The organism is Synechococcus sp. WH 8109 (genome assembly GCF_000161795.2).
Lineage (GTDB): Bacteria > Cyanobacteriota > Cyanobacteriia > PCC-6307 > Cyanobiaceae > Parasynechococcus.
The window spans coordinates 1,336,698-1,356,378 of record NZ_CP006882.1; the positions used below are offsets into that span (position 1 = coordinate 1,336,698).

A 19,681-nucleotide genomic window follows, 5' to 3' on the forward strand; every position below is an offset into this window, starting at 1 on the left:
ACACCAGAATGACGGGATGATCGATGTGATCGGCACCGACGCCGGGGCGCCAGCCTCGTTGCCTGCTCCACAGCAGACGTTGCTGCGGGCAGCCGCCGTGATTGCAGCACCGCAGCGGTTGCAAGCTGCTCTGCAGGACTGGCTGGGGGACACCCTGCCGAAGCTGATCAGCAGCGATGACCCGCGGGCTCTGATGGACAGTCTGCAATCCCGGCATACGGAAGAGCCTGTGGTGGTGCTGGCCAGCGGCGATCCGCTCTGGTTCGGCCTGGGGCGCATCCTTTGCGACCGCATCGGGGCAGAGCGGCTGCGGTTTCATCCGGCCCCCACATCGCTGCAGCTGGCCTTCGCCCGCATCGGCCGACACTGGCAGGACGCCGACTGGGTGAGCCTGCACGGACGGGACCCCGAAATCCTGGCCAGCACTTTGCAGAAGCGACCCGCAGCCTTGGCGGTGCTCACTGACCCGAACCAGGGGGGTGCCGGCACCGTGCAGCAGATGTTGCGCAGCAGCGGCCTGGAGGCCAGCACGGACCTGTGGCTCTGCGAAAACCTCGGGCACCCCGATGAACGGGTGCAGCGGATCACACCCGGCACCGCGTTACCAACAGATCTACATCCGCTGCTGATTGCACTGCTGATCGCCCGCGAACCTGCCGCACCAGATCCGCATCAACTGCCCTTGTTCGGGCTCGATGACGGGCTCTACCTGCAGCACTGCGATCATCCCGGACTGATGACCAAGCGGGAGGTGCGCATCCAACTTCTGGCCGAACTCGCCCTGCCGGAGCAAGGCGTGCTCTGGGATCTGGGGGCCGGCACCGGCAGCGTCGGTCTGGAAGCGCTGCGTCTGCGGCCTGGGCTGCAACTGCTGGCGGTGGAACGCCGCGCCGGTGGCGCACAATTGATCCAACGCAATGCACAACGGCTCGGCGTCAGCCCTGCGGCGGTGCTGGAGGCCGACGCCACCACGGTGCTGCACGGCGGGCTCCCGAGCCAGCTCAGTCAGCCCGACCGGGTTCTGCTCGGGGGCGGTGGCGCCCAACGGGAACGCTTGCTGCAGGAGGTGCTGACGCGACTGCGGTCTGGAGGTGTTGTGGTGATCCCCCTGGCGAGCATGGAGGCGTTGGCCAGCGTTCGGCCGCTGCTCGAGAACGCTGGATTGGCCGTGCGCGTTCAGCAACTGCAGGCCTGGCGGGGACAACCGCTGGGGGATGGCACCCGCCTGGCTCCGATGAACCCCACCTTGATCGTGACAGGAACGAAGCCGGCTTAAGCCGACTTCACGGCGAAAGCTGAAACGGGGCAATCCGAACCGGATCGCCGATGCCAATACCAAGCCGCTGCGCCTCACCGGCACCGATCTCAATCACCGCATCAACGAAATCAGCCCGCCCATTGCCATCCGCATCGGCGGCGTAGGAGCGGCAGGGCAGGGCAGCGCAGGTGGGAACGGCAGGCACCAGATCGAGCACCCGCCCATCGCGCACAAAGATCATGTCCAGAGGCGCAAGGGTGTTGAACATCCAGAAGCGCTGCGGCTGGGGGGTGGCAAAGGGAAACCACATCCCGCGCAAGGGCGGCAGGGGCGGCCGCTGCATCAACCCCAAACGCTGCTGCTCCTTACTGCGGGCTACCTCGAGATCAATGCAACGCAGCTTGCCCACGCACCAGCGGGCCCCAATCGGCAGCCACTGCGGGGGCGGCTCAGGGGGCAGAGCATCCATGGCCGCTCAAGCCTCCGGCAACACCTGCCCGAGGCAATACCCCCGGCCGCGCACGGTCTGCAGCAAACGACGCTCACCACCGGCCTCCAGCTTTTGACGCAAGTAGCGCACGTACACCTCAACAACATTGCTGCTGGAACGCTCCCCCTGCCACACCTCCTGAAGCAGCAGCTCGCGGCTCAACACCTGGCCGCGCCGCCGCAACAGCACCTGCAACAGCATGAATTCCCGAGCCGTCAACGCCACCACACGTTCTCCCCGCCGCACCGTCCGGTTGGTTGGATCAACGCTGAGATCGTCCAGGTGAAGCAGCGCCGGTCGCTGACCCGAGCGCTGTTGAATCGTGCGGTGCAGGCGCAGACGCAGCAACAGATCGCTGGGCCCGATCTCCGAGAGCCAGAAATCATCGGCGCCGCTTCCCAGGCAGGCGGCGCGGGCCTCGACGCTGTCGCGTTCCAGATCCAACAAGATCGGCATGACCCCGAAACGACTGCGCAGGTCTTGAATCAATGCGGCCTGATCGGCCGCCAGTACAGCCGCCACAGGAGATTCACCCGGTTCAGCGGCATGGGCCGATGGCCCGGCACTGAGCCAGTCGAGGGTGGCGTAGCCCGATGCGGCCAGACGGGGCGCCAGGGACACGGCCGAAGCACCTGCCAGCAGCAAGAGTGGATCAGCATTCATTCCCGCTCAGGCTTGGCGATGTGGGGCAGGCCCCAACCCAGTTTGTTGCGCAGCACCTGGAAGAACTCATGGTCGGCGAGGCGCACAAAACGCACGGGGTGATCGCTGCGACGGATCAACACCCGATCTTCCGGCCAGACATAGCAACCGGCACTGCCGTCCACCACCATCATCAGCCGCTCCGGCGTGGCTGGAAAAATCGTGACGGGTTCACGGTCGCTGAACACCAGGGCGCGGGAGGCCAGGGAATGGGGCGCGATCGGGGTAAGTTGCAGTACCGGACAATCCGGCGTGATCACCGGCCCGCCGGAGCTGAGGGCGTAGGCCGTCGAGCCCGTCGGCGTGGAGAGGATCACACCATCGGCGGCGATGTCCACGGGGGCGTGGCGGCCAATGGCGATCTCGAAATGACACATGCTCGTGAGCGGCTCACGGTGCAGTGCCATTTCGTTGAGAGACAGCGCCTCCCAGCGGCGCTGATCGCCCCGCATCACACTCACTACGAGGTTGCTGCGTTCCTCGATCGTCCATTGTTGGGTGAGCACCACATCGAGGGCCCGGTCCAGATCATCGAGATAGGCCTCGGCCAGGAATCCCAGGTGGCCGGTGTTGATCGTGAGGATCGGAATCCCCACAGGGGCGGTCTGCCGCGCGGCGGAGAGCACCGTGCCGTCACCCCCCAGCACGATGGCCAACACCATCGATTGATCGAAGCCCTTGGGTACACAGGCGCTGTAGCCGCGCAGCCGCAGGTGCTGATCAGGGTTGGCAAAGCCCACCATGCCCCCAGAACTGCTGGCCCGCTCCACGGCATGGCCGGCTGCCTCCAGACGCTGCTGAATCGTGTCCGCCGTCTGCACTGCCAGCGGCTTGCCGTCATTGACGATCAGTCCGATCCGGGGCACTGATCCACTACGGGTAGAGGTCAGCCACAGCCTATGGGACGCGCGAGAACTGAACGCCGCTCAGTAACGAAGGTTCCCGATCAGAACTGCTCGAGGAAGCGCAGATCGCTGGTGTACAGCCGGCGGATGTCGTCAATGCCATGGCGCACCATGCAGAAGCGCTCCACCCCCAGGCCCGCGGCGAAACCGCTGTAGCGCTCCGGATCGAGGCCCAGCCCTTCCAGCACGGCGGGATCCACCATGCCGCAACCCATCACCTCAAGCCAGCGGCCGCGCCACTGCACATCCACCTCGGCTGAAGGCTCGGTGAAGGGGAAATAACTGGCCCGGAAACGCACCGGCAGGTCGCCGAAGAAGGCCTTGAGGAAAGCCATCACCGTGCCGCGCAGGTGGCTGAAATCGAGCCCCTCATCAATGGCCAGCACCTCCACCTGGTGGAACACAGGCGAGTGGGTGGCATCAACGGCATCGCGGCGATAGACCCGACCGGGAGCCACGATCCGCACCGGCGGCGGGTTCTCTTCGAGGTGACGGATCTGCACCGGGGAGGTGTGGGTCCGCATCAGCAGGTCACCACCGAGATAAAAGGTGTCCTGCATGTCCCGGGCCGGATGGTCCTCGGGGATGTTCAGCGCAGAGAAGTTGTAGTGGTCCCGTTCCACCTCAGGTCCCTCAGCCACGCTGTAGCCGAGGCCCAGGAACAGATCGACGATCTCTTCTGTGGTGGTAATCAGGGGATGGCGATGGCCCATCGGCACCCCGGAAGCCGGAGCGGTGACATCGAGGCTTTCCCTGGCGATGCGCTCCGCCATGGCCGCCTGCTTCACGGCCTGCAGCCGCTCTCCCAAGAGCGACTGCACCTGCGTTTTCAGCACGTTGGCGCGCTGACCCACCAGGGGACGCTCCTCACCGGGCAACTTGCCCATTGCCCCGAGCACACCGGAGATGCGGCCCTTCTTGCCCAGCAGCCCGACCCGCAGTTGCTCCAGCGCAGCGGCATCAGCCGCCTCGGCGATCTCCGCCGCGGCCTGCTGCTCGAGGGCATCAAGTTGATCGGTGAGCTGCTGCAGGGTGACCGGTGCGCTCACAAGGATGGAACAGACAGCTGCCGACTGTAAGCAGCCATGCCGCTTAGGTTCACCTCAGTGCGAATGACCCCATGGCCCCGCTGCGGATCCTGATCAGTAATGACGATGGGGTCTTCGCCGACGGCATCCGAACCCTGGCCGCCGCAGCGGCAGCCCGCGGCCATCAGGTGACGGTGGTCTGCCCGGATCAGGAACGGTCTGCCACTGGCCATGGCCTCACCCTGCAGACCCCCATCCGCGCCGAGCGGGCCGATGAACTGTTCGCCCCAGGGGTCACCGCCTGGGCCTGCAGTGGCACCCCCGCCGACTGCATGAAGCTGGCCCTTTTCGAACTAGTGAAGGAGAAGCCAGACCTGGTGCTCTCCGGCATCAATCACGGACCCAACCTGGGAACAGATGTGTTCTGTTCCGGCACCGTTGCCGCAGCGATGGAAGGCACCCTTGAGGGCATTCGTTCCCTGGCGGTGAGCAGCGCCTGCTTCCAGTGGCGTCAGTTTCAGGCGGCCGCCGATCTTGCCCTGGAGGTGAGTGAACAGGCCATCGCCGACAAGTGGCCCGACAACCTGCTGCTCAACCTCAACATCCCCCCCTGTGCGCTGGAGGAGATGGGAGCACTGCGCTGGACCCGTCTCTCGGTCCGGCGATACGACGAGCAATTCAGCCGTCGGGAAGACCCCCGTGGCCGCGCCTACTACTGGCTTGCGGGAGAAGCCGTGCAGGATCTGGAATCAGCCGGAGAAGGCCCCCGGGATTGGCCCAGTGATGTGGCCCAGATCCATGCCAATTCCCCCTCACTGACACCGATCCAGCCCGACCTGTTCTGGCGAGGCCCCCTCAGCGGACTGCCGCAACTCAAGCTCAAGGATCAACTGGTGCGGTAAACCCGCTGCAGCAACCAGAGGGAGAACAACACCCCGATCAGGTGGGCGAACAGCACCTGGGTGTTGCTGAGCACAGACAGCATTTCCAGGGAGGTGATGGCCAGGTTGTCGGCCATGCCGCGACCGCCGATGGCAATGCCGGGAGTCTGCATCGAGGCCTGCACGAACAAGCTGCCGGCGAGGGCCTGATAGCCGATGGTGGCGAAGGTGAGGCCCAGGAGATCCGCCAACAGGCCCCGTTTGATCAGCCGCGCCACCTCGCCCCGACTGGGACGGGCCGCGCTGTCGATGGCCCGACCGGTACGAACGATCAGCCAGCCCTGCCAGAGGCTGAACAGCAGCACGAGGAAGGCCAGGGACGTGAGCGAAAGGCCAGGCCCCAGGCCCACAGCACGTTCGGAATTGCGGGCCAGGCTGCCGCCGATGTTGTTGAACAGCAGAACGCCCACCACAACGATGCCGAGAACCACCTGGATCCAGAAGCGGATCCATCCCATCCGACGCACGCCGAACGACAACTTCTGGAAATCGAGGCGGTCTGGCATGCCCTGGTGCTCGGTCGTTCAAACTTGCCACCAAAGCGCACCTTCTGCACCTCTTTGATCCCGCTCTGCTCTCCAGAGGAAGCCCGTCGGCCTACTGCCCTGGCGCTAGGGAGTTTCGATGGACTGCATGCCGGCCATCGCCGCGTGATCGCCGAGGCCATCCAGGACAGCCCAGACAATGCCGTTGCCTCGGTGGTGAGCTTCTGGCCGCATCCCCGTGAGGTGCTGTTCGGGGAGGCACGCCTGAGGCTGGATCTACCCAGCGAAAAACTCGCCCTGCTCGAACCCCTGGGGATACATCAGCTCGTGCTGGTGCCCTTCACCCGCGAGCTCGCTCAGCTGAGTGCGGAGGACTTCGTCACCAGCGTGCTGCTGAACACACTTCAGGCCAGGCGCATTGCCGTGGGCACCAACTTCCGCTTCGGTCATCAGCGGCGCGGTGACGCCGAGATGCTGGAACGGCTGGCGGCTCGCAGCGGCGTTGAAGTGAAGGTGGTGCCGATCGTTGAAGACCAAGAGGGCCGGATGAGCAGCAGCCGCATACGCGCGGCCCTCGACCAGGCCGACCTCACCACCGCCAAATCCTTGCTGGGCCGGGCCTACCGCTTTCAGGGACGGGTGGTGCGGGGCCGAGGCCTGGGGCGTGAACTGGGCTGGCCCACCGCCAATCTCCAGGTGGATGGGCGTAAGGCCTTGCCAGGCCTTGGCGTCTACGCCGCCTGGGCCCAACTGGATGGGGATGACAATCGGCTACCGGCCGTGATGAACCTCGGGCCCCAACCAACGATCGATCCAACGTCCCCTTCAGCTGTGGAGGTGCACCTTCTGGATCAGAGCCTGGAACTGGAAGGCCGGCAACTGGGCGTCGAGCCAGTGCAGCGCTTGCGCGGCCAGACCAAATTCAGCGGCCTGGAGGAGCTCAGCAGCCAGATCGGCCGCGACGCAGCCCAGGCCCGAGAGATTCTTCAGGCCGGCTCTCAGGCCACGGTCGGATAGGCATTCACCAGCCCCCAGACAATGAACACACCAATGCCGCCGAGAAGGACGATTCCCCAGACCAGAACGTGCATGGTGCTCTCAGAACCACCGTTCTCCATGACCGACGCCGAAACCGTTGCCCACAGGGTGCCATGAATCCAACCCCAAGCGAGACATCCCTGGATCCACGGGTGGCACGACTGATCGACGCCAACCTCGACCGTGCACGGGAAGGCCTGAGGGTGGTCGAGGACTGGTGCCGCTTTGGGCTGGAGCAACAGGATCTGGTGGTGCGTATCAAGGACTGGCGTCAACGGCTGGGGCGACTGCATCACGACAGCTACAAGCAGGCCCGCTCCACCAGCACCGACACCGGCGCCGGATTGGAGCATCCGGCCCAGCTCGATCGCCACAGCCCCGACCACGTGGTGGCGGCCAACTGCGCCCGGGTGCAGGAGGCGTTGCGGGTGCTGGAGGAGTACGGCCGCACCATCGATCCTGCGCTGGCCGCTGAAGCCGCAGCGATCCGCTACGGGCTTTACGACCTGGAGGTGACCTGTCTCAACGCCACCCTGGGAGCGAGGCGACGCAACAAGCTCAAGGACGCTCGCCTTTGCCTGATCACTACCCCCTGCGATGACCTGACCGATCGGGTGGAGGCGGCCCTGCGGAACGGCGTTGGGATGGTGCAGTACCGCTGCAAAGCGGGGAACGACCGCGAACGCCTGCAGGAGGCTCAGAAGCTCAGGCAGCTCTGCACCCGCTACGGGGCGCTCTTATTCATCAATGACCGTGTGGACATTGCCCTGGCGGTGGATGCGGATGGGGTGCACCTGGGTCAGGAGGACATGCCCAGCGAGGTGGCCCGCGATCTACTGGGTTCCGATCGTCTGCTGGGCCGCAGCACCCACAGCATCGAGCAGGTTCATCAGGCTCAGCAGGAGCCGGTCGATTATCTCGGCTTCGGCCCGATCCACTCCACGGCCGTCAAACCCGAGCGGAACCCTGTTGGTGTGGAGCTACTGGCGCAGGCCACTGCGATCAGCCAATGCGCCGTCTTCGCCATCGGTGGAATCACCCCGGCCAACCTGCCGGCGCTACTCACGGCAGGGGGGCAGCGCGTGGCCGTGATCGGCGCGATCATGCACGCAGAAGACAGCGGTCTGGCCTCGCGGCAACTGCACCAGCAGCTGGACCACGCCACGTTCTGAGCCATGCCACTCACCCTGATGGTCAACGGTGAAACCCGCGTGCTGGATCCAGCACCGGACCCCGCCAGCCTTGGGGCTGTTGTTGCCTTGCTGGCCAACAACCCCCAACTGGTGGTCGCCGAGCACAACGGCGTGATCGCACCCCGCAGCCGCTGGGACAGCATCGTGGTGAAGGATGACGACACCCTTGAGATCGTCACCATCGTTGGTGGTGGTTCCTAGAGTCACCGGATCAATGCTGTGGGCGCTGCTGTGGCCACTCCCCGACTGTTGACACGATCCCGACGACTGCTCGCATCACTGCTGTTGCCGCTGGTGATTGTCGGGCTCTGCCTGTTCCAGGCACAGCCGGCTGATGCCGCCCGCGGTGGGCGCATGGGAGGGGGCAGTTTCCGTGCTCCCTCAATGCCGCGATCCGGTGGCAGCTACGGGGGTGGCTACCGCGGGGGGGGCTACCGCGGCGGCGGGATGGGCTTCCCTTTCCTCATTCCCATCTTCGGCTTCGGTGGTGGTGGACTGTTTGGTCTGCTGATCCTGATGGCGGTAGCAGGCGTGCTGGTGAACGCCCTTCGTGGCGTTGGCAATGCCCCCTCTATCGGTGGTGCTGCTGCGACTCCAGTCATGCCGCGCAACGTGAACATGATTCAAGTGCAGGTGGGTCTGCTGGCCAGTGCCAAATCCCTACAGGAGGATCTGCGCTCCTTGGCCTCCTCCTCGGACACCAGCAGTTCCGCCGGTCTTCAAAGGCTGCTGCAGGAGACAACCCTGGCACTGCTGCGCCAACCAGACCTCTGGGTTTACGCCAATGCCGAGAGCGGCAGTGTTCCCCTCAGTTCGGCTGAATCGACGTTCAATCGCCTCTCGATGAACGAGCGCAGCAAGTTGGACGCTGAGCTCACCAGCAACGTCGGCGGACAGCGGACAACGGACACGAGCAGCAGCGCTGGAGACGCTGATGCCACCAACGAATTCATCGTTGTGACCTTGCTGGTGGCCTCCACGGCATCGGCCAAGCTCGCCGGAGCCGACACCGGAGAAGATCTGCGCCAGACCCTGCGCATTCTTGGTTCCACAGCCTCTAGTGAACTTATGGCCCTGGAAGTGATCTGGCAACCGGAAGGCCGCGGAGATGTACTGAGCGCCAACGACCTGGTGACGGCCTACCCCAACCTCCAACACCTCTGAGAAGCCAGACCCCTTCATGGCTCATCTACAGGTTTTCTGAGTATTTCTCCCCAGCGATCAGGCCTAATTTGGGTTGAATAGTTTTCGCACCTCCAGCGTTGGCTCCCGACCCCCGCTCCATGCAATGGCAACAGGACGGTGAGCTGGCGCGGGCTGATCTCAATGCTCTTGTGCATGCGCTTCAGCAGGTGGAGTGCGATCACAACAGCGCTGAGCTGCAGCGTCTCGGCCAGATCGATCCTTCCGCTGCGGCTTGAAGCCTCAGCTTGAATCGCCCGGGGCACAGCCCCTGAGCATCCGTAATGCAGCCATGGCTGCGCCATAGCCGTTGTCGATATTCACCACCGTCAGACCTGGAGCACAGCTGGCAAGCATTCCTTCCAAAGCAGTTCGTCCCCCTGCGCTGATTCCATAGCCAACCGAAACCGGGACGCCGATCACGGGTTGCGGCACCAGACCAGCCAGCACCGTCGGCAACGCACCCTCCATTCCGGCGCAGGCGATCAGGATCCGCGCCGATGCCAGACGGGGCAGTTGATCGAGCAGACGGTGCAATCCAGCCACCCCCACATCCATCACAGGATCCACGCCTATGCCATGGCAACGCAGGGCCAAGCTGATCTCCGCCACCACCGTGCGATCACTGCTGCCTCCACTTAGCACCACCACCGCAGCCGGTGGCGCAGGCACAGGAGGCAGTGCACCCAGGGTGAGGCAGCGAGCATCGGCATGCAGCTCCACCGCCGGCAACGCCTCACAAACCCGTGCCGCCTTTTCGGGAGCCACCCGGGTCACCAGACCCAGTTCCCCTGCTGCGGAGAAGCTCTCAAGGATGGCGATGATCTGATCGGCTGTCTTGTGTTCCCCCCACACGGCCTCGACCATGCCCAAGCGCTGACGGCGCCGCAGATCGAGGCGAGCATCCGGCGTGGTCACTGCGGCAACAGTTCCCCTTCAAACACCAGCGGGAACGGGTTGCCATGGCGCTGGCCTGTTTGCTCGCGGGCCAAGGTCTCGAAGCGCTCCTGGACCTTCTCCACCTCGGCCATAGAGATCGATTTCCATGCCTTACGACTGCTCCAACGAATCAGCAGAGTTCCCTCTTCGGTTACCGGATCCCAGAACAGATCACGGCCCAGAAAACCAGGCTGTTGCTTCAACCAAGGCTCCCAGCTGCCGCTTTCCGCCACCATCCACTGATCACGGCTATCCCGGGGTACCTGCAGCCTCAGGTGCTCCACCACAGCCACCACGTCGCCAAGTGGCGGTTCGGACTCTGCCCGCACCTCAGTCTGCGAAAGCCCGCCCAACAAGAGAACCAGCACCAAAAAAGGTGCGATAACCCTAAGCAGTACAGACCGGAGGTGATGCACGGTTCAGCTCCGCTGCAGCAGAGCCACAGCCTGGCAACTGATGCCCTCTTCCCGTCCCTCCGGACCCAAGCCTTCGTTGGTGGTGGCCTTCACACCCACGGCATCGGGGGCAATGCCGATCGCTGACGCCATCCGGCTGCTCATCTCGGCGATATGCGGCTTGAGCTTGGGGCGCTCAGCAATCACCACCGCATCGATGTTCACCACCGACCAGCCGCGTTCCTTCACCAGCTTCACCACTTGATCCAGCAGCTTCAAGCTGTCGGCCCCTTCCCATTGGGGATCGGTGGGGGGGAAGTACTTCCCGATGTCACCAAGGGCGAGGGCCCCGAGCAGCGCATCCATCACCGCATGCACCAGCACATCGGCATCGCTGTGGCCATCCAGGCCAAGGCCATCGGGATGATCCAGAGTCACACCCCCCAGGATGAGGGCCCGTCCGGGCACCAGCCGATGGATGTCGTATCCGTTGCCGATGCGCAGCTCCATGGCGGGATCTGAAGGGTCATTCATTGTCGCGGTCTGCCAGCGGACAAACAGATCGGGCCGCCGCTCGCGGGTGCGCTGCTCCCGCTGCGCCTGGCGCCACCGGGCGATGGCACCGTGGTCGCCACTGCGCAGCACATCCGGAACGGTCATGCCGCGGAAGTCGGCGGGGCGGGTGTAGTGCGGGTGTTCCAGGAGGAGTGCACTGTGGCTTTCCTCCACCAGGGAATCGGCCGTCCCCACCGTGCCGGGCAGCAGGCGCACAACACCGTTGATCACCGTCATCGCCGGCAGCTCACCACCGGTGAGGACGAAATCACCCATCGACACCTCCTCATCGGCCAGGCCGCGAATCCGCTCGTCGAAACCCTCGTAGTGACCGCAGAGGAAGACCAGTTGATCATGGTCATTAGACCAACGCTGTAGATCTGCCTGCTGCAGGGGGCGCCCCTGCGGTGACATCAACAGCACCCGGCTGCGAAGACTACGGGGAATAGCCTCCATCGCGGCGAACACCGGCTCGGGCTTGAGCACCATGCCGGCACCGCCCCCGTAGGGCTCGTCGTCCACCTTGCGATGGCGATCTGTGGCGAAGTCCCTCGGGTTATGCAGATGCAACTCGGCAATGCCCGCGTTGAAGGCACGACCGATCACCCCTAGCTCCAGCAGAGGAGCAAACGCCTGCGGCGCCAGGCTCACCACATCAAGGCGGTAGGGCGCCATGCCGCCTCAGGCCGCGGGTTTGGACACCCTTCGGATGTCCGTGCAGAAACTGCCCTGCACTGGTGTTCCCTGGGCATCCACCGCCGTGGTGCTGCGCAGGCGCAGGTTCACACGCGTGAACCAGATCCGCTCCTGAACCTGCACGCCGTCAGCCCGGCTGAGGTTCAGCTCCATGCTGCCGTCAGGCCAGAACCTCCAGTTACCTGGGGAATCACCATCGAGGATCAGCTGTCCATCAGAGGCGAAGGTGAGGATGCTGCTGATTCCACCAGGGGCCTGCACCTTCAGTTGGCCGAGAGCCCCCTGCTCGCTCACGCAGCGGACGATGAGTTCACCCCGTTCGCTGCTGTGCCAATCGTCATCACCACCGGCAGCCAGCTCAAAGCAACTGCGGAGGCTCATCCACTCCCCGTCGCAGAGGCTCAGAAAGGAGCCAGGGTCTTCGGGGGGAAAGGCTTGTTCACTCATGCACCCATCCTCTCAGCCGTGGGGCAGGCATTTCTTGTTACTGATCCCCTGTGTAACCCAGCTCCGCCAGGCGGGCCGGTTTGCTGCGCCAATCAGGCACCACCTTGACGAACAGCTCCAGATACACCGGGCCATCAATCAGCACCTGCATCTGCAGCCGCGCCCCCTGGCCGATCGTCTTGAGCATCGCCCCGCCTTTGCCGATCAGGATCCCCTTCTGACTCTTCCGTTCCACCAGAACCGTGGCCAAGACGGCCGTCCGACCCGCACCCTTGCCCTTGGCCGGCAACTCCTCAACGCGATCAATGGTGACGGCAACACTGTGGGGCACCTCCTCCCGCGTATGCAGAAGCACCTGCTCGCGAATGAGTTCCCCCAGCAGCACCCGCTCCGGTTGATCACTCACCATCTCGGGCGGATACAGCTGTGGCCCCAAAGGCAACTGAGCCGCCATCGCTGTTGTGAGCTCTGCGCAGCCATCGCCTGACAGGGCGCTGCAGCGGTACACCGGCCAATTCGTCTCCTGCAGCAGGGCGGCATAGGCCTCTTCCGCTTCAGAGCGGCGCTCCTCCGGCAGCTTGTCCCACTTGTTCAGGGCCACCAACACCGGCAGGGACTGCTGCTGCAGCAGATTCACGATGAAGGCATCACCGCGCCCCGGGCGCTCGCACCCCTCCAACAGCAAGACCACAAGGTCCACTTCACCGATGGCGCTGCGCGCACTCTTCACGAGCCGTTCCCCCAGCAAGTGGTGGGGTTTGTGGATGCCAGGCGTGTCCACCAGCACCATCTGGGCCACCTCCATGGTGAGGACGGCCCGAAGGCGGTTGCGGGTGGTCTGGGCCACGGGCGATGTGATCGCCACCTTCTCCCCCACCAGCTGATTCACCAGCGTGGATTTGCCCACGTTCGGGCGACCGATCAGTGCGATGAAGCCAGAGCGGTAATCCTCTGGCAGGGGAGTTGCGTGCATGCTCTAATTCTGCGCCGCCATTGAATCGACCCATAGCCTTAGGGCAGGAATTGAACAGGTCCATGGAGGATCAGCAGCCCACCTTCCAGCAGGCCATGGAAATCACAGCGGCCTGGCTGCAGCAGTGGGACAACGAGGAGATCAGCGATGAGGTGCTGGCCGACCGCATCGGTGAAATGGTGGCCAGCCGCGATGGTGCCCGGGGATTTTTCGTGGTGAGCCTGGCGGGCGAGAGCGTGCTGATGGATCGTTTGCCCGATGCCGTCGTTGGTCAATTGCGCGGAGCTGGTGCTGGCGTTGTGGATCTGAGCGTCCGCAATTTGGCCATGAGCACCGCCATGGCCGTGCATCACCGGCGCACGGGAGATGAGGCCCAGCAGGCCGGCTCGGAGAGGGTCAGCAGCCGCTGCATCGAACTGCTCAGGCTGCTGGAACCAGCGGAGGTAAAGGAGCGCCTGGAGCAACTGCTGGCCGCAGCCCTCGACAACCGCGGTGAGGACGTCGCCTTCCTGGAGAAGTGGGGGTACGACGCCGAGCAGAAACAAGCCATAGGAGACAGCATCTATGCCGTGGCTGAGGGCTGAGCCATAAAAAAAGCCCCGGACAGGCCGGGGCAAGGATTGATTCGATGGCGTTGAAATCGTCAGTCGCGACGACCACCACCGTTGAGGACGATGATCAGGCGCAGGATGAAGATGAACAGGTTGATGTAGGTGAGGTACATGCTCAGGGCACCTGCCAGATATTGGTCATCCCGGTAGGAGCGGGGCATCGTGTAGAAGTCGACGAAGGCGGCACCCACGAAGAGCACGGTGCCGAAGCCGGCGATCATCAGTTCAAAGCTGGTGCCATGGAACATGGCAGGGGCAAAGATGCCGCCGATGAACTGGACAACCATCGCCAGGATCAGACCGATCAATCCAAGACCAACCACTCCGGAGAGCGCCTGACCAACGGAATCGCTCATGCGACGGCCAACGATCGAGGCAATCACGAAGGTGATTCCAGTGGCCAGTGCGGCGGTGCCGACCGCACCCACGCCAGCAACGGCTCCCGCCAAAGCCACTAGACCACTCAGGGTGAACCCGGTGATCAGGCTGTAAATCGACAGCAGAGGCAAGGCTGTGGCGTTGTTGCCCTTCAAGGCGACGTTCTGCGCCACGAAGAACAGCACCAGGTTGCCGATCACAGCCACCCAGAACAGGGGCATGAACAGCGGTGTGGCCATTATCGAGAGACCACCAATCACCCCGATTGAGGTGAGCACCATGCCGCCGCCGACGTAGGGCAGCGCTTTATTGACGACGTTGGGGCCGACGAGGGCGCTCGATTGCGCCTCGCGGATCGCCTCCTGGAAATTGCTGCTTGCTGGCATGTCGACCAGGTCACCAAAGACTCATCACATCCTGCCAGCGGTGACAAGGGATTGGGGTGTGGATCTCCCTATCGACGTTGAACTTTGGGCGTTTTGCGTTCGTCCCGTCGGGCATAGGCCTCCACCACCCGCTGCACGAGGGGATGGCGCACCACATCCGCCGCGGTGAGGCGGCAGACCGCAACCCCTTCCACGCCCTCCAACACCTGAGATGCCTCCACCAAACCACTCTGCACCGTGGCAGGAAGATCCACCTGGGTGATGTCTCCGGTCACGACCATTCGCGAACGCTCTCCCAGGCGGGTGAGCACCATGCGCATCTGAGCCGGCGTGGTGTTCTGCGCCTCATCCAGGATCACAAAGGCATCGCTAAGGGTGCGGCCCCGCATGTAAGCCAGGGGAGCGACCTCGATCACGCCCTTCTCCAACAGCACAGTGGTTTTCTCCGCGCCTAGCAGGGAATGCAAAGCGTCGTAGAGCGGACGCAGATAGGGGTCCACCTTCTGCTGTAGGTCGCCCGGCAGGAACCCCAGACGCTCCCCGGCTTCAACAGCCGGCCGGGTAAGAATCAATCGCTCCACCTTGCGTTCGGTGAGCATCCGAACCGCGAGAACTGTGGCGAGAAAGGTTTTGCCGGTGCCGGCAGGACCTAGGGCAAAGGTGAGATCGTGGCGCTCCATGGCATCCACGTACTTCTTCTGGCGCAGGGTGCGCGGGCGCAGCAGATTGCCCTTCTGGCTCTTCGCCAATACCTGCTCGCCCATGGCGGCGTGGTCATCGCCGCGGCCAGTGTTGAGCGCTCCCAGCGCCGACTGGAGGTCCACCGGTGACACCGACTGGCCGTCCTGCCAGATCGGGCGCACCAATTCAACAACCGCAGCAGCCCTCTCGATCTGCGTTGGCCCCCCGGTGATCACCAGTTGAAGACCCCGCAACACCATGGAAGCTCCTGTCAGAGCTTCCAGGCGATGCAGGGTTGTTTCGGCTTCACCGGCTAGGGCCAGTGCAGCATCGGGATCAGGCAGGTCGAGAACGAAACGGCCGCGTTCGCCGTCGTCATACACCGGAATGATCAGCCCTCGGTGGATTCGGATTCTGAGGAATCAGAAGCTTCAGCTTCTGCAGCTTTCTCCTCAGCTGCTGCAGCCTTGGCCTCGGCAGCCTCCTTGGCGGCTTGCTTGGCATCAGCTTCACGCTTGGCCGCTTGCTTGGCCTTGCCCACGGTCTCTGCAGAACGCACGGTCTTTTCCAGGAGACCGCCGCGCTCGAGCAGCGTGCGAACCACATCAGTGGGTTGGGCACCCTGACCCAGACGCTCACGGATGGCCTCGGTGTCGAGGCGCGTTTCCTTCGTCCGCGGGTTGTAGAAGCCCAGCTCCTGTAGAGGACGACCATCCCTGCGTGAGGTGCTGTTGCAGGCCACGAGGCGGAAGCTCGCTTCCCGCTTCTTGCCAAACCGCTTCAGGCGGAGCTTGATCATCGTGGCCCTGGAATGAAGGAAAAGAGGTGGTCCGGCGATGCCCAAAGGCCCGCCAAACAACCACCATACCGTTCCGCCCTCACAGATCCCCGAAGCCCTTCTTCTTCTTGGCGGGTCGCTGCCGCTTCGGTGGTCCACCGCGACCGGGACGTCCTCCACCTCCGGGGATGCCTCCCATTCCGGGCATGCCTCCCATTCCGGGCATGCCTCCCATTCCGGGCATGCCTCCCATTCCGGGCATGTTGCCTTGGCTCATCTGCTGCATGAAGCCGCGCATTTTCTGGAAGTCGGCCAGCACCTTGTCCACATCTGCGGCCTGATGGCCGCTGCCACTGGCAATCCGGCGACGCCTTGAGGGTTGACTCGCCAGGAGGTCGGGATTTTCCCGCTCCTGCTGGGTCATCGAGCCGATCATGGCCTCGATGCGCTTGAGCTGTTGCTCCCCCTGCTTGAGCATGCCGTCATCGATCTTGTTCATGCCCGGGATCATTTTCATCAAACCCCCCAGCGAGCCCATGCGCTTGATCAAGCGCATCTGCTTCACGAAGTCCGAGAAATCAAACGTCGCCTCCTGCAGCTTCTTCTGCATCTTCTCGACGTCGGCGAGTTCGACCTCCTTCTGGGCCTTCTCCACCAGCGTCAGCACATCACCCATGCCGAGGATGCGGCTGGCCATCCGTTCGGGATGGAACGGCTGCAGGGCCTCCACCTTCTCTCCGGTGCCGATGAACTTGATCGGCTGACCGCTCACCTTGCGGATCGAAAGGGCGGCGCCACCGCGAGAATCACCATCAAGCTTGGTGAGCACCGCTCCGGTGATGCCCACCTGGTCGTGGAAGGCGCGGGTGAGTTCGGCCGCTTCCTGACCGATCATCGAATCCACCACCAGCAGCACCTCATCGGGCTGCACAGCGGTGCGGATCCGCACCATCTCCTCCATCATCTCGGTGTCGATCTGGAGGCGACCGGCGGTGTCGACCAGGAGTGTGTCGAAGCCTTCCTCTTTCGCCTTGGCCAGACCAGCGGCTGCAATGTCTTCCGGTTTGGCCTCAGCACCGAGGCTGAACACCTCGACATCGATCTGAGCACCAAGCGTTTTCAACTGCTCGATGGCGGCCGGTCGGTAAACATCGGCGCCCACCATCAGGGCTCGACGACCCTGATCCTTGAGGTGGAGGCCAAGCTTGGCCGTCGCGGTGGTTTTACCAGCACCCTGAAGGCCAGCCATCAACACGACGGTGGGAGCTTCAGCCGCCTTGGCCAGAGGAGCGTTATCGCCCCCCATGACCTCCACGAGCTGTTCATGGACCACCTGGATGAACTTCTGATCCGGGCTGACCCCGCGCACCACCTCGGCACCAACGGCTTTGTCGCGTACTTCAGCCACGAACTCCTTCACCACCGGCAGGCTGACGTCGGCTTCCAGCAAGGCCCGACGGACGTCCTTCAGGGCTCCATCTACGTTGGTATCGCTGATGCTGTCTTGGCCACGCAGCCCCTTGACCGCATCATCAAAACGGGCTGAAAGCTCGTCGAACATCGGCGTTACGCCCCTGGATCAATGGGGTGATCGTAAAAAGCGACGGTCAAGCAACCCGAGCAAACAACTCAGGAGCCAGGGATGTAGTCGTGCAAACGCCATTGGGTTCCATCTCTGCCGAGCACATAGGTCACGCTGAAATCAGTCGGTGCCGTCTCATCAATGACGGTTCCGTCAGCAGCCTGAAGGCGATCGCTGTAGGCCACCTGGGCCAGCAGTTCAATCCTCAGAGGCTTGCGGTCGACCACCTCGATGGTGGTGATGGAGGCATCAATCGACTTGGATCGCCCTACAGCCTGATCAGCTGCCCGCTCCAGCTCCACTCGCTTCACCAGGGGCTCCCTCGCCACGACGGAAAGATCAGCCGGCTCACCGGAGAGAATCAACGCCTTGGCATCAAGCCATCCCTGGAGCAAGGCCTGAAGCTCGGCTTCAGTGGGGGCATCACTGAGTAGCGGTTCTGCGGGCGCTGAAGGATCAAGGTCGGGCTTCAGGCTCGCGATGGGCTCGTCATCCGCAGGAGATGAAGCAGCATCGAGCTCCTGCTTCTCGTCAACCCTGTCGTCGTCCTGCTCCTCAGCGGAGAGTGAAGCGGTTTCCGGCAACAGCGGCGCAGGATCCCAGTTGCGTCGAACCAGGCCAACACCCGCAACGGTGATCCCGACCAGTGCAAGAGCGGCAGCAGCGGGGCGAAACCAACTTTGCTGCCAAAAACGTTGCTGCCAGAGCGGCGTGGCATCCGCGTCTTCGGAGTCAACGTCCTGGTCTGATTCGGCTGCTTCGCTCGAGGCAGCAAGAGATGCATCGCCTGCTGCTGCCCAGGTCAGGCTGATCTCTTCGGCACCGATCTGGCGCGACGCCTTGCGATCGAGACGATCGACAAAACCCTGCACGTCACGATCAGCAAACCAGGCATCCAAATCAGCACCGGAGGCATCGACGTCGCGATATCCCGGCAAGACATCGCGTTCAAGCCAGGCCCGGCAGTATTCGCATTGCGCGGCCAACCGATCACCAGGGTGGTTCAAAAACCAGGCCTGAAGATCCGGATCTCTCAGGATGGCGAAATGCCGATCCGCATCCTTGACGTTGCCCAACAGCAGATCCAGGCAGCCAAGCAGCGGCATGGGATCGAGGTCGGCATTGGCAAGCGTCTGCAGCCGGTCGCGGGCCTGCTCGAGGAACTCAGGCTTTCGCCGCGAGAACCCCGCTGCGGTGAGCGCCAGAACCGTGAGGAAACCGGCATCGGCTGCGCCCCCCTGAAACCAGCGGCTGAACAGATCGATCTGCTCCTGAACGGTCAGGAAGCGGCGGATCTGATGGAAGAACGATTCGAAATCCTCCTGGCTGAGGCTGCCAGGCTGATCACCATCAGCATCTGCGGCCTCCAGACCACCTCGGGCCACGACCAGCTCATCCAACAGCGTCAACCCCCGTTGATGGGAGTCCTGATCACCGAGATCACGGCTGAGCAGATCCAGAATCCTGAAAGGAGTTAGCCCTTGCACAGCGTCTTCCAACTGGCGCTGCTGGTCGGGCAGCTTGCCCATCCGCTGTTGCAGCTCGATACCGTCGATCAAAAGTTGGGCCGCCGACTCATAGCGCCGTTGGTCTTGTTCCTCCACGGCAGCATCGCGGCAGGCCAGGGCAGCCAGGAGCGTGAGGTCCGCTTCACGGCCACTGCCGAGGGCCGGGGCCTGAGGGGGTTGGAGACCCTGCCGTGCCAATTGAAAGGCCTCGAGAGCGCCATTGGCCTCCCACAGCAGTATGAGGCCCGCTACCTCACTGCTGGTGGGAAGGTCCAAGCCCACCGTGCCATTGGGATGAGATTCACTGAGGCGCAACAGGGCTGCTTCGTACTCGCCCCTGTCGGCGGGATCGGTCAGCAGATCGGCGGAGCGGCGCAGCAGATCGGCCCGTTGGAGCAGAACCTCGTGGGTGAAGCCCTGATCCGGAGGACTGTCACAGCGGGCTTCCAAGCGGCGCAGAATCGCCTCTGGCGCTGCCGATGGACTAACGCCCAGAAGTCGGAAATGATCGATGGGCAGATCCAACAGCG

Annotated in this window: 23 protein-coding genes; 8 read left to right on the plus strand and 15 right to left on the minus strand. The window is 63.6% G+C overall.

Features of this window, described 5'->3' with window-relative positions; all coding sequences use genetic code 11:
- The first annotated feature begins 16 nt into the window (after positions 1-16).
- Entirely contained in the window at positions 17-1,276 is a 1,260-nt protein-coding gene (locus Syncc8109_RS07300) for a bifunctional cobalt-precorrin-7 (C(5))-methyltransferase/cobalt-precorrin-6B (C(15))-methyltransferase (RefSeq protein WP_006850916.1), read from the plus strand.
- Positions 1,277-1,283: 7 nt separating this feature from the next.
- Here the strand turns inward: Syncc8109_RS07300 and Syncc8109_RS07305 are convergent, their stop codons facing one another.
- From Syncc8109_RS07305 to pheS, 4 genes are all read right to left on the minus strand, one after another.
- Positions 1,284-1,727, minus strand: coding sequence for a DUF192 domain-containing protein (locus tag Syncc8109_RS07305; protein ID WP_006849972.1), 444 nt, complete (start codon positions 1,725-1,727; stop codon positions 1,284-1,286).
- Between the two features lie 6 nt (positions 1,728-1,733).
- The gene (locus Syncc8109_RS07310; protein WP_006850764.1) at positions 1,734-2,411 is read right to left on the minus strand and encodes a response regulator transcription factor; all 678 of its coding nucleotides are present in this window, start codon (positions 2,409-2,411) and stop codon (positions 1,734-1,736) included.
- The gene (locus tag Syncc8109_RS07315; protein ID WP_006851915.1) at positions 2,408-3,316 is read right to left on the minus strand and encodes an NAD(+) kinase; all 909 of its coding nucleotides are present in this window, start codon (positions 3,314-3,316) and stop codon (positions 2,408-2,410) included. The genes Syncc8109_RS07310 and Syncc8109_RS07315 overlap by 4 nt, the downstream gene beginning before the upstream one ends.
- An 80-nt stretch (positions 3,317-3,396) precedes the next feature.
- Positions 3,397-4,404, minus strand: coding sequence for a phenylalanine--tRNA ligase subunit alpha (pheS, locus tag Syncc8109_RS07320; RefSeq protein WP_006851345.1), 1,008 nt, complete (start codon positions 4,402-4,404; stop codon positions 3,397-3,399).
- A gap of 71 nt (positions 4,405-4,475) precedes the next feature.
- Here pheS and surE point away from each other — a divergent pair, with 71 nt between their 5' ends.
- The gene (gene surE, locus Syncc8109_RS07325; RefSeq protein ID WP_006850189.1) at positions 4,476-5,285 is read left to right on the plus strand and encodes a 5'/3'-nucleotidase SurE; all 810 of its coding nucleotides are present in this window, start codon (positions 4,476-4,478) and stop codon (positions 5,283-5,285) included.
- Here surE and Syncc8109_RS07330 read toward each other — a convergent pair.
- Positions 5,270-5,830 (minus strand): DUF3611 family protein, encoded by a 561-nt coding sequence (locus Syncc8109_RS07330; RefSeq protein ID WP_006849623.1) that lies wholly within the window; start codon positions 5,828-5,830, stop codon positions 5,270-5,272. The genes surE and Syncc8109_RS07330 overlap by 16 nt on opposite strands.
- 54 nt (positions 5,831-5,884) lie before the next feature.
- Here Syncc8109_RS07330 and Syncc8109_RS07335 point away from each other — a divergent pair, with 54 nt between their 5' ends.
- From Syncc8109_RS07335 to Syncc8109_RS12380, 5 genes are all read left to right on the plus strand, one after another.
- Complete coding sequence (locus tag Syncc8109_RS07335) at positions 5,885-6,826, plus strand: bifunctional riboflavin kinase/FAD synthetase (protein ID WP_025362397.1); 942 nt, start codon at positions 5,885-5,887, stop codon at positions 6,824-6,826.
- Between the two features lie 134 nt (positions 6,827-6,960).
- A complete protein-coding gene (locus Syncc8109_RS07345; RefSeq protein ID WP_025362398.1) occupies positions 6,961-8,019 on the plus strand; it encodes a thiamine phosphate synthase in 1,059 nt (352 codons plus the stop codon).
- 3 nt (positions 8,020-8,022) lie between these two features.
- On the plus strand, positions 8,023-8,241 hold the full coding sequence (gene thiS, locus Syncc8109_RS07350; RefSeq protein ID WP_006850627.1) for a sulfur carrier protein ThiS: 219 nt from the start codon (positions 8,023-8,025) through the stop codon (positions 8,239-8,241).
- Between the two features lie 18 nt (positions 8,242-8,259).
- Positions 8,260-9,204 (plus strand): DUF1517 domain-containing protein, encoded by a 945-nt coding sequence (locus Syncc8109_RS07355; RefSeq protein ID WP_006849581.1) that lies wholly within the window; start codon positions 8,260-8,262, stop codon positions 9,202-9,204.
- A gap of 98 nt (positions 9,205-9,302) precedes the next feature.
- On the plus strand, positions 9,303-9,461 hold the full coding sequence (locus Syncc8109_RS12380; protein ID WP_156915518.1) for a hypothetical protein: 159 nt from the start codon (positions 9,303-9,305) through the stop codon (positions 9,459-9,461).
- Positions 9,462-9,465: 4 nt separating this feature from the next.
- Here Syncc8109_RS12380 and larB read toward each other — a convergent pair whose 3' ends face one another.
- The 5 genes from larB to era all read right to left on the minus strand — a co-directional run bounded on the left by larB (position 9,466) and on the right by era (position 13,227).
- Positions 9,466-10,140 (minus strand): nickel pincer cofactor biosynthesis protein LarB, encoded by a 675-nt coding sequence (larB, locus tag Syncc8109_RS07360; protein WP_006849610.1) that lies wholly within the window; start codon positions 10,138-10,140, stop codon positions 9,466-9,468.
- Positions 10,137-10,490: a TIGR03792 family protein gene (locus Syncc8109_RS07365; RefSeq protein ID WP_369792008.1), complete on the minus strand. Its 354-nt coding sequence runs from the start codon at positions 10,488-10,490 to the stop codon at positions 10,137-10,139. The genes larB and Syncc8109_RS07365 overlap by 4 nt, the downstream gene beginning before the upstream one ends.
- Positions 10,491-10,580: 90 nt before the next feature.
- Positions 10,581-11,786 (minus strand): tRNA (guanosine(37)-N1)-methyltransferase TrmD, encoded by a 1,206-nt coding sequence (gene trmD / locus Syncc8109_RS11835; RefSeq protein ID WP_006850992.1) that lies wholly within the window; start codon positions 11,784-11,786, stop codon positions 10,581-10,583.
- A gap of 6 nt (positions 11,787-11,792) precedes the next feature.
- Positions 11,793-12,254, minus strand: a complete 462-nt coding sequence (locus Syncc8109_RS07375; protein WP_006851423.1) for a phycobiliprotein lyase — start codon at positions 12,252-12,254, stop codon at positions 11,793-11,795.
- A gap of 37 nt (positions 12,255-12,291) precedes the next feature.
- Complete coding sequence (gene era, locus Syncc8109_RS07380; RefSeq protein ID WP_006850843.1) at positions 12,292-13,227, minus strand: GTPase Era; 936 nt, start codon at positions 13,225-13,227, stop codon at positions 12,292-12,294.
- A gap of 62 nt (positions 13,228-13,289) precedes the next feature.
- Here era and Syncc8109_RS07385 point away from each other — a divergent pair, with 62 nt between their 5' ends.
- Complete coding sequence (locus tag Syncc8109_RS07385) at positions 13,290-13,811, plus strand: hypothetical protein (protein ID WP_006849966.1); 522 nt, start codon at positions 13,290-13,292, stop codon at positions 13,809-13,811.
- Between the two features lie 59 nt (positions 13,812-13,870).
- On the opposite strand, the gene Syncc8109_RS07390 is transcribed toward Syncc8109_RS07385, so the two are convergent.
- From Syncc8109_RS07390 to Syncc8109_RS07410, 5 genes are all read right to left on the minus strand, one after another.
- A complete protein-coding gene (locus tag Syncc8109_RS07390) occupies positions 13,871-14,602 on the minus strand; it encodes a Bax inhibitor-1 family protein (protein ID WP_006851691.1) in 732 nt (243 codons plus the stop codon).
- Positions 14,603-14,670: 68 nt separating this feature from the next.
- Complete coding sequence (locus tag Syncc8109_RS07395; RefSeq protein WP_006851596.1) at positions 14,671-15,666, minus strand: PhoH family protein; 996 nt, start codon at positions 15,664-15,666, stop codon at positions 14,671-14,673.
- Between the two features lie 8 nt (positions 15,667-15,674).
- Positions 15,675-16,082: a 30S ribosomal protein S16 gene (gene rpsP, locus Syncc8109_RS07400; RefSeq protein WP_006850941.1), complete on the minus strand. Its 408-nt coding sequence runs from the start codon at positions 16,080-16,082 to the stop codon at positions 15,675-15,677.
- A 79-nt stretch (positions 16,083-16,161) separates the two neighbouring features.
- Positions 16,162-17,622 (minus strand): signal recognition particle protein, encoded by a 1,461-nt coding sequence (ffh, locus tag Syncc8109_RS07405; protein ID WP_006850712.1) that lies wholly within the window; start codon positions 17,620-17,622, stop codon positions 16,162-16,164.
- A gap of 68 nt (positions 17,623-17,690) precedes the next feature.
- Entirely contained in the window at positions 17,691-19,676 is a 1,986-nt protein-coding gene (locus Syncc8109_RS07410) for an IMS domain-containing protein (protein ID WP_006851295.1), read from the minus strand.
- Positions 19,677-19,681 lie beyond the last annotated feature (5 nt).

Excerpts from the sequence above, each read along its gene's own strand:
- thiS (WP_006850627.1), top strand. The coding sequence starts at position 8,023 with ATGCCACTCACCCTGATGGTCAACGGTGAAACCCGCGTGCTGGATCCA.
- era (WP_006850843.1), bottom strand. The coding sequence starts at position 13,227 with ATGCACGCAACTCCCCTGCCAGAGGATTACCGCTCTGGCTTCATCGCA.
- ffh (WP_006850712.1), bottom strand. The coding sequence starts at position 17,622 with ATGTTCGACGAGCTTTCAGCCCGTTTTGATGATGCGGTCAAGGGGCTG.
- Syncc8109_RS07345 (WP_025362398.1), top strand. The coding sequence starts at position 6,961 with ATGAATCCAACCCCAAGCGAGACATCCCTGGATCCACGGGTGGCACGA.
- rpsP (WP_006850941.1), bottom strand. The coding sequence starts at position 16,082 with ATGATCAAGCTCCGCCTGAAGCGGTTTGGCAAGAAGCGGGAAGCGAGC.
- Syncc8109_RS07310 (WP_006850764.1), bottom strand. The coding sequence starts at position 2,411 with ATGAATGCTGATCCACTCTTGCTGCTGGCAGGTGCTTCGGCCGTGTCC.
- Syncc8109_RS07300 (WP_006850916.1), top strand. The coding sequence starts at position 17 with ATGATCGATGTGATCGGCACCGACGCCGGGGCGCCAGCCTCGTTGCCT.
- Syncc8109_RS07385 (WP_006849966.1), top strand. The coding sequence starts at position 13,290 with ATGGAGGATCAGCAGCCCACCTTCCAGCAGGCCATGGAAATCACAGCG.
- surE (WP_006850189.1), top strand. The coding sequence starts at position 4,476 with ATGGCCCCGCTGCGGATCCTGATCAGTAATGACGATGGGGTCTTCGCC.
- Syncc8109_RS07305 (WP_006849972.1), bottom strand. The coding sequence starts at position 1,727 with ATGGATGCTCTGCCCCCTGAGCCGCCCCCGCAGTGGCTGCCGATTGGG.
- Syncc8109_RS07390 (WP_006851691.1), bottom strand. The coding sequence starts at position 14,602 with ATGCCAGCAAGCAGCAATTTCCAGGAGGCGATCCGCGAGGCGCAATCG.
- Syncc8109_RS07375 (WP_006851423.1), bottom strand. The coding sequence starts at position 12,254 with ATGAGTGAACAAGCCTTTCCCCCCGAAGACCCTGGCTCCTTTCTGAGC.
- Syncc8109_RS07330 (WP_006849623.1), bottom strand. The coding sequence starts at position 5,830 with ATGCCAGACCGCCTCGATTTCCAGAAGTTGTCGTTCGGCGTGCGTCGG.
- trmD (WP_006850992.1), bottom strand. The coding sequence starts at position 11,786 with ATGGCGCCCTACCGCCTTGATGTGGTGAGCCTGGCGCCGCAGGCGTTT.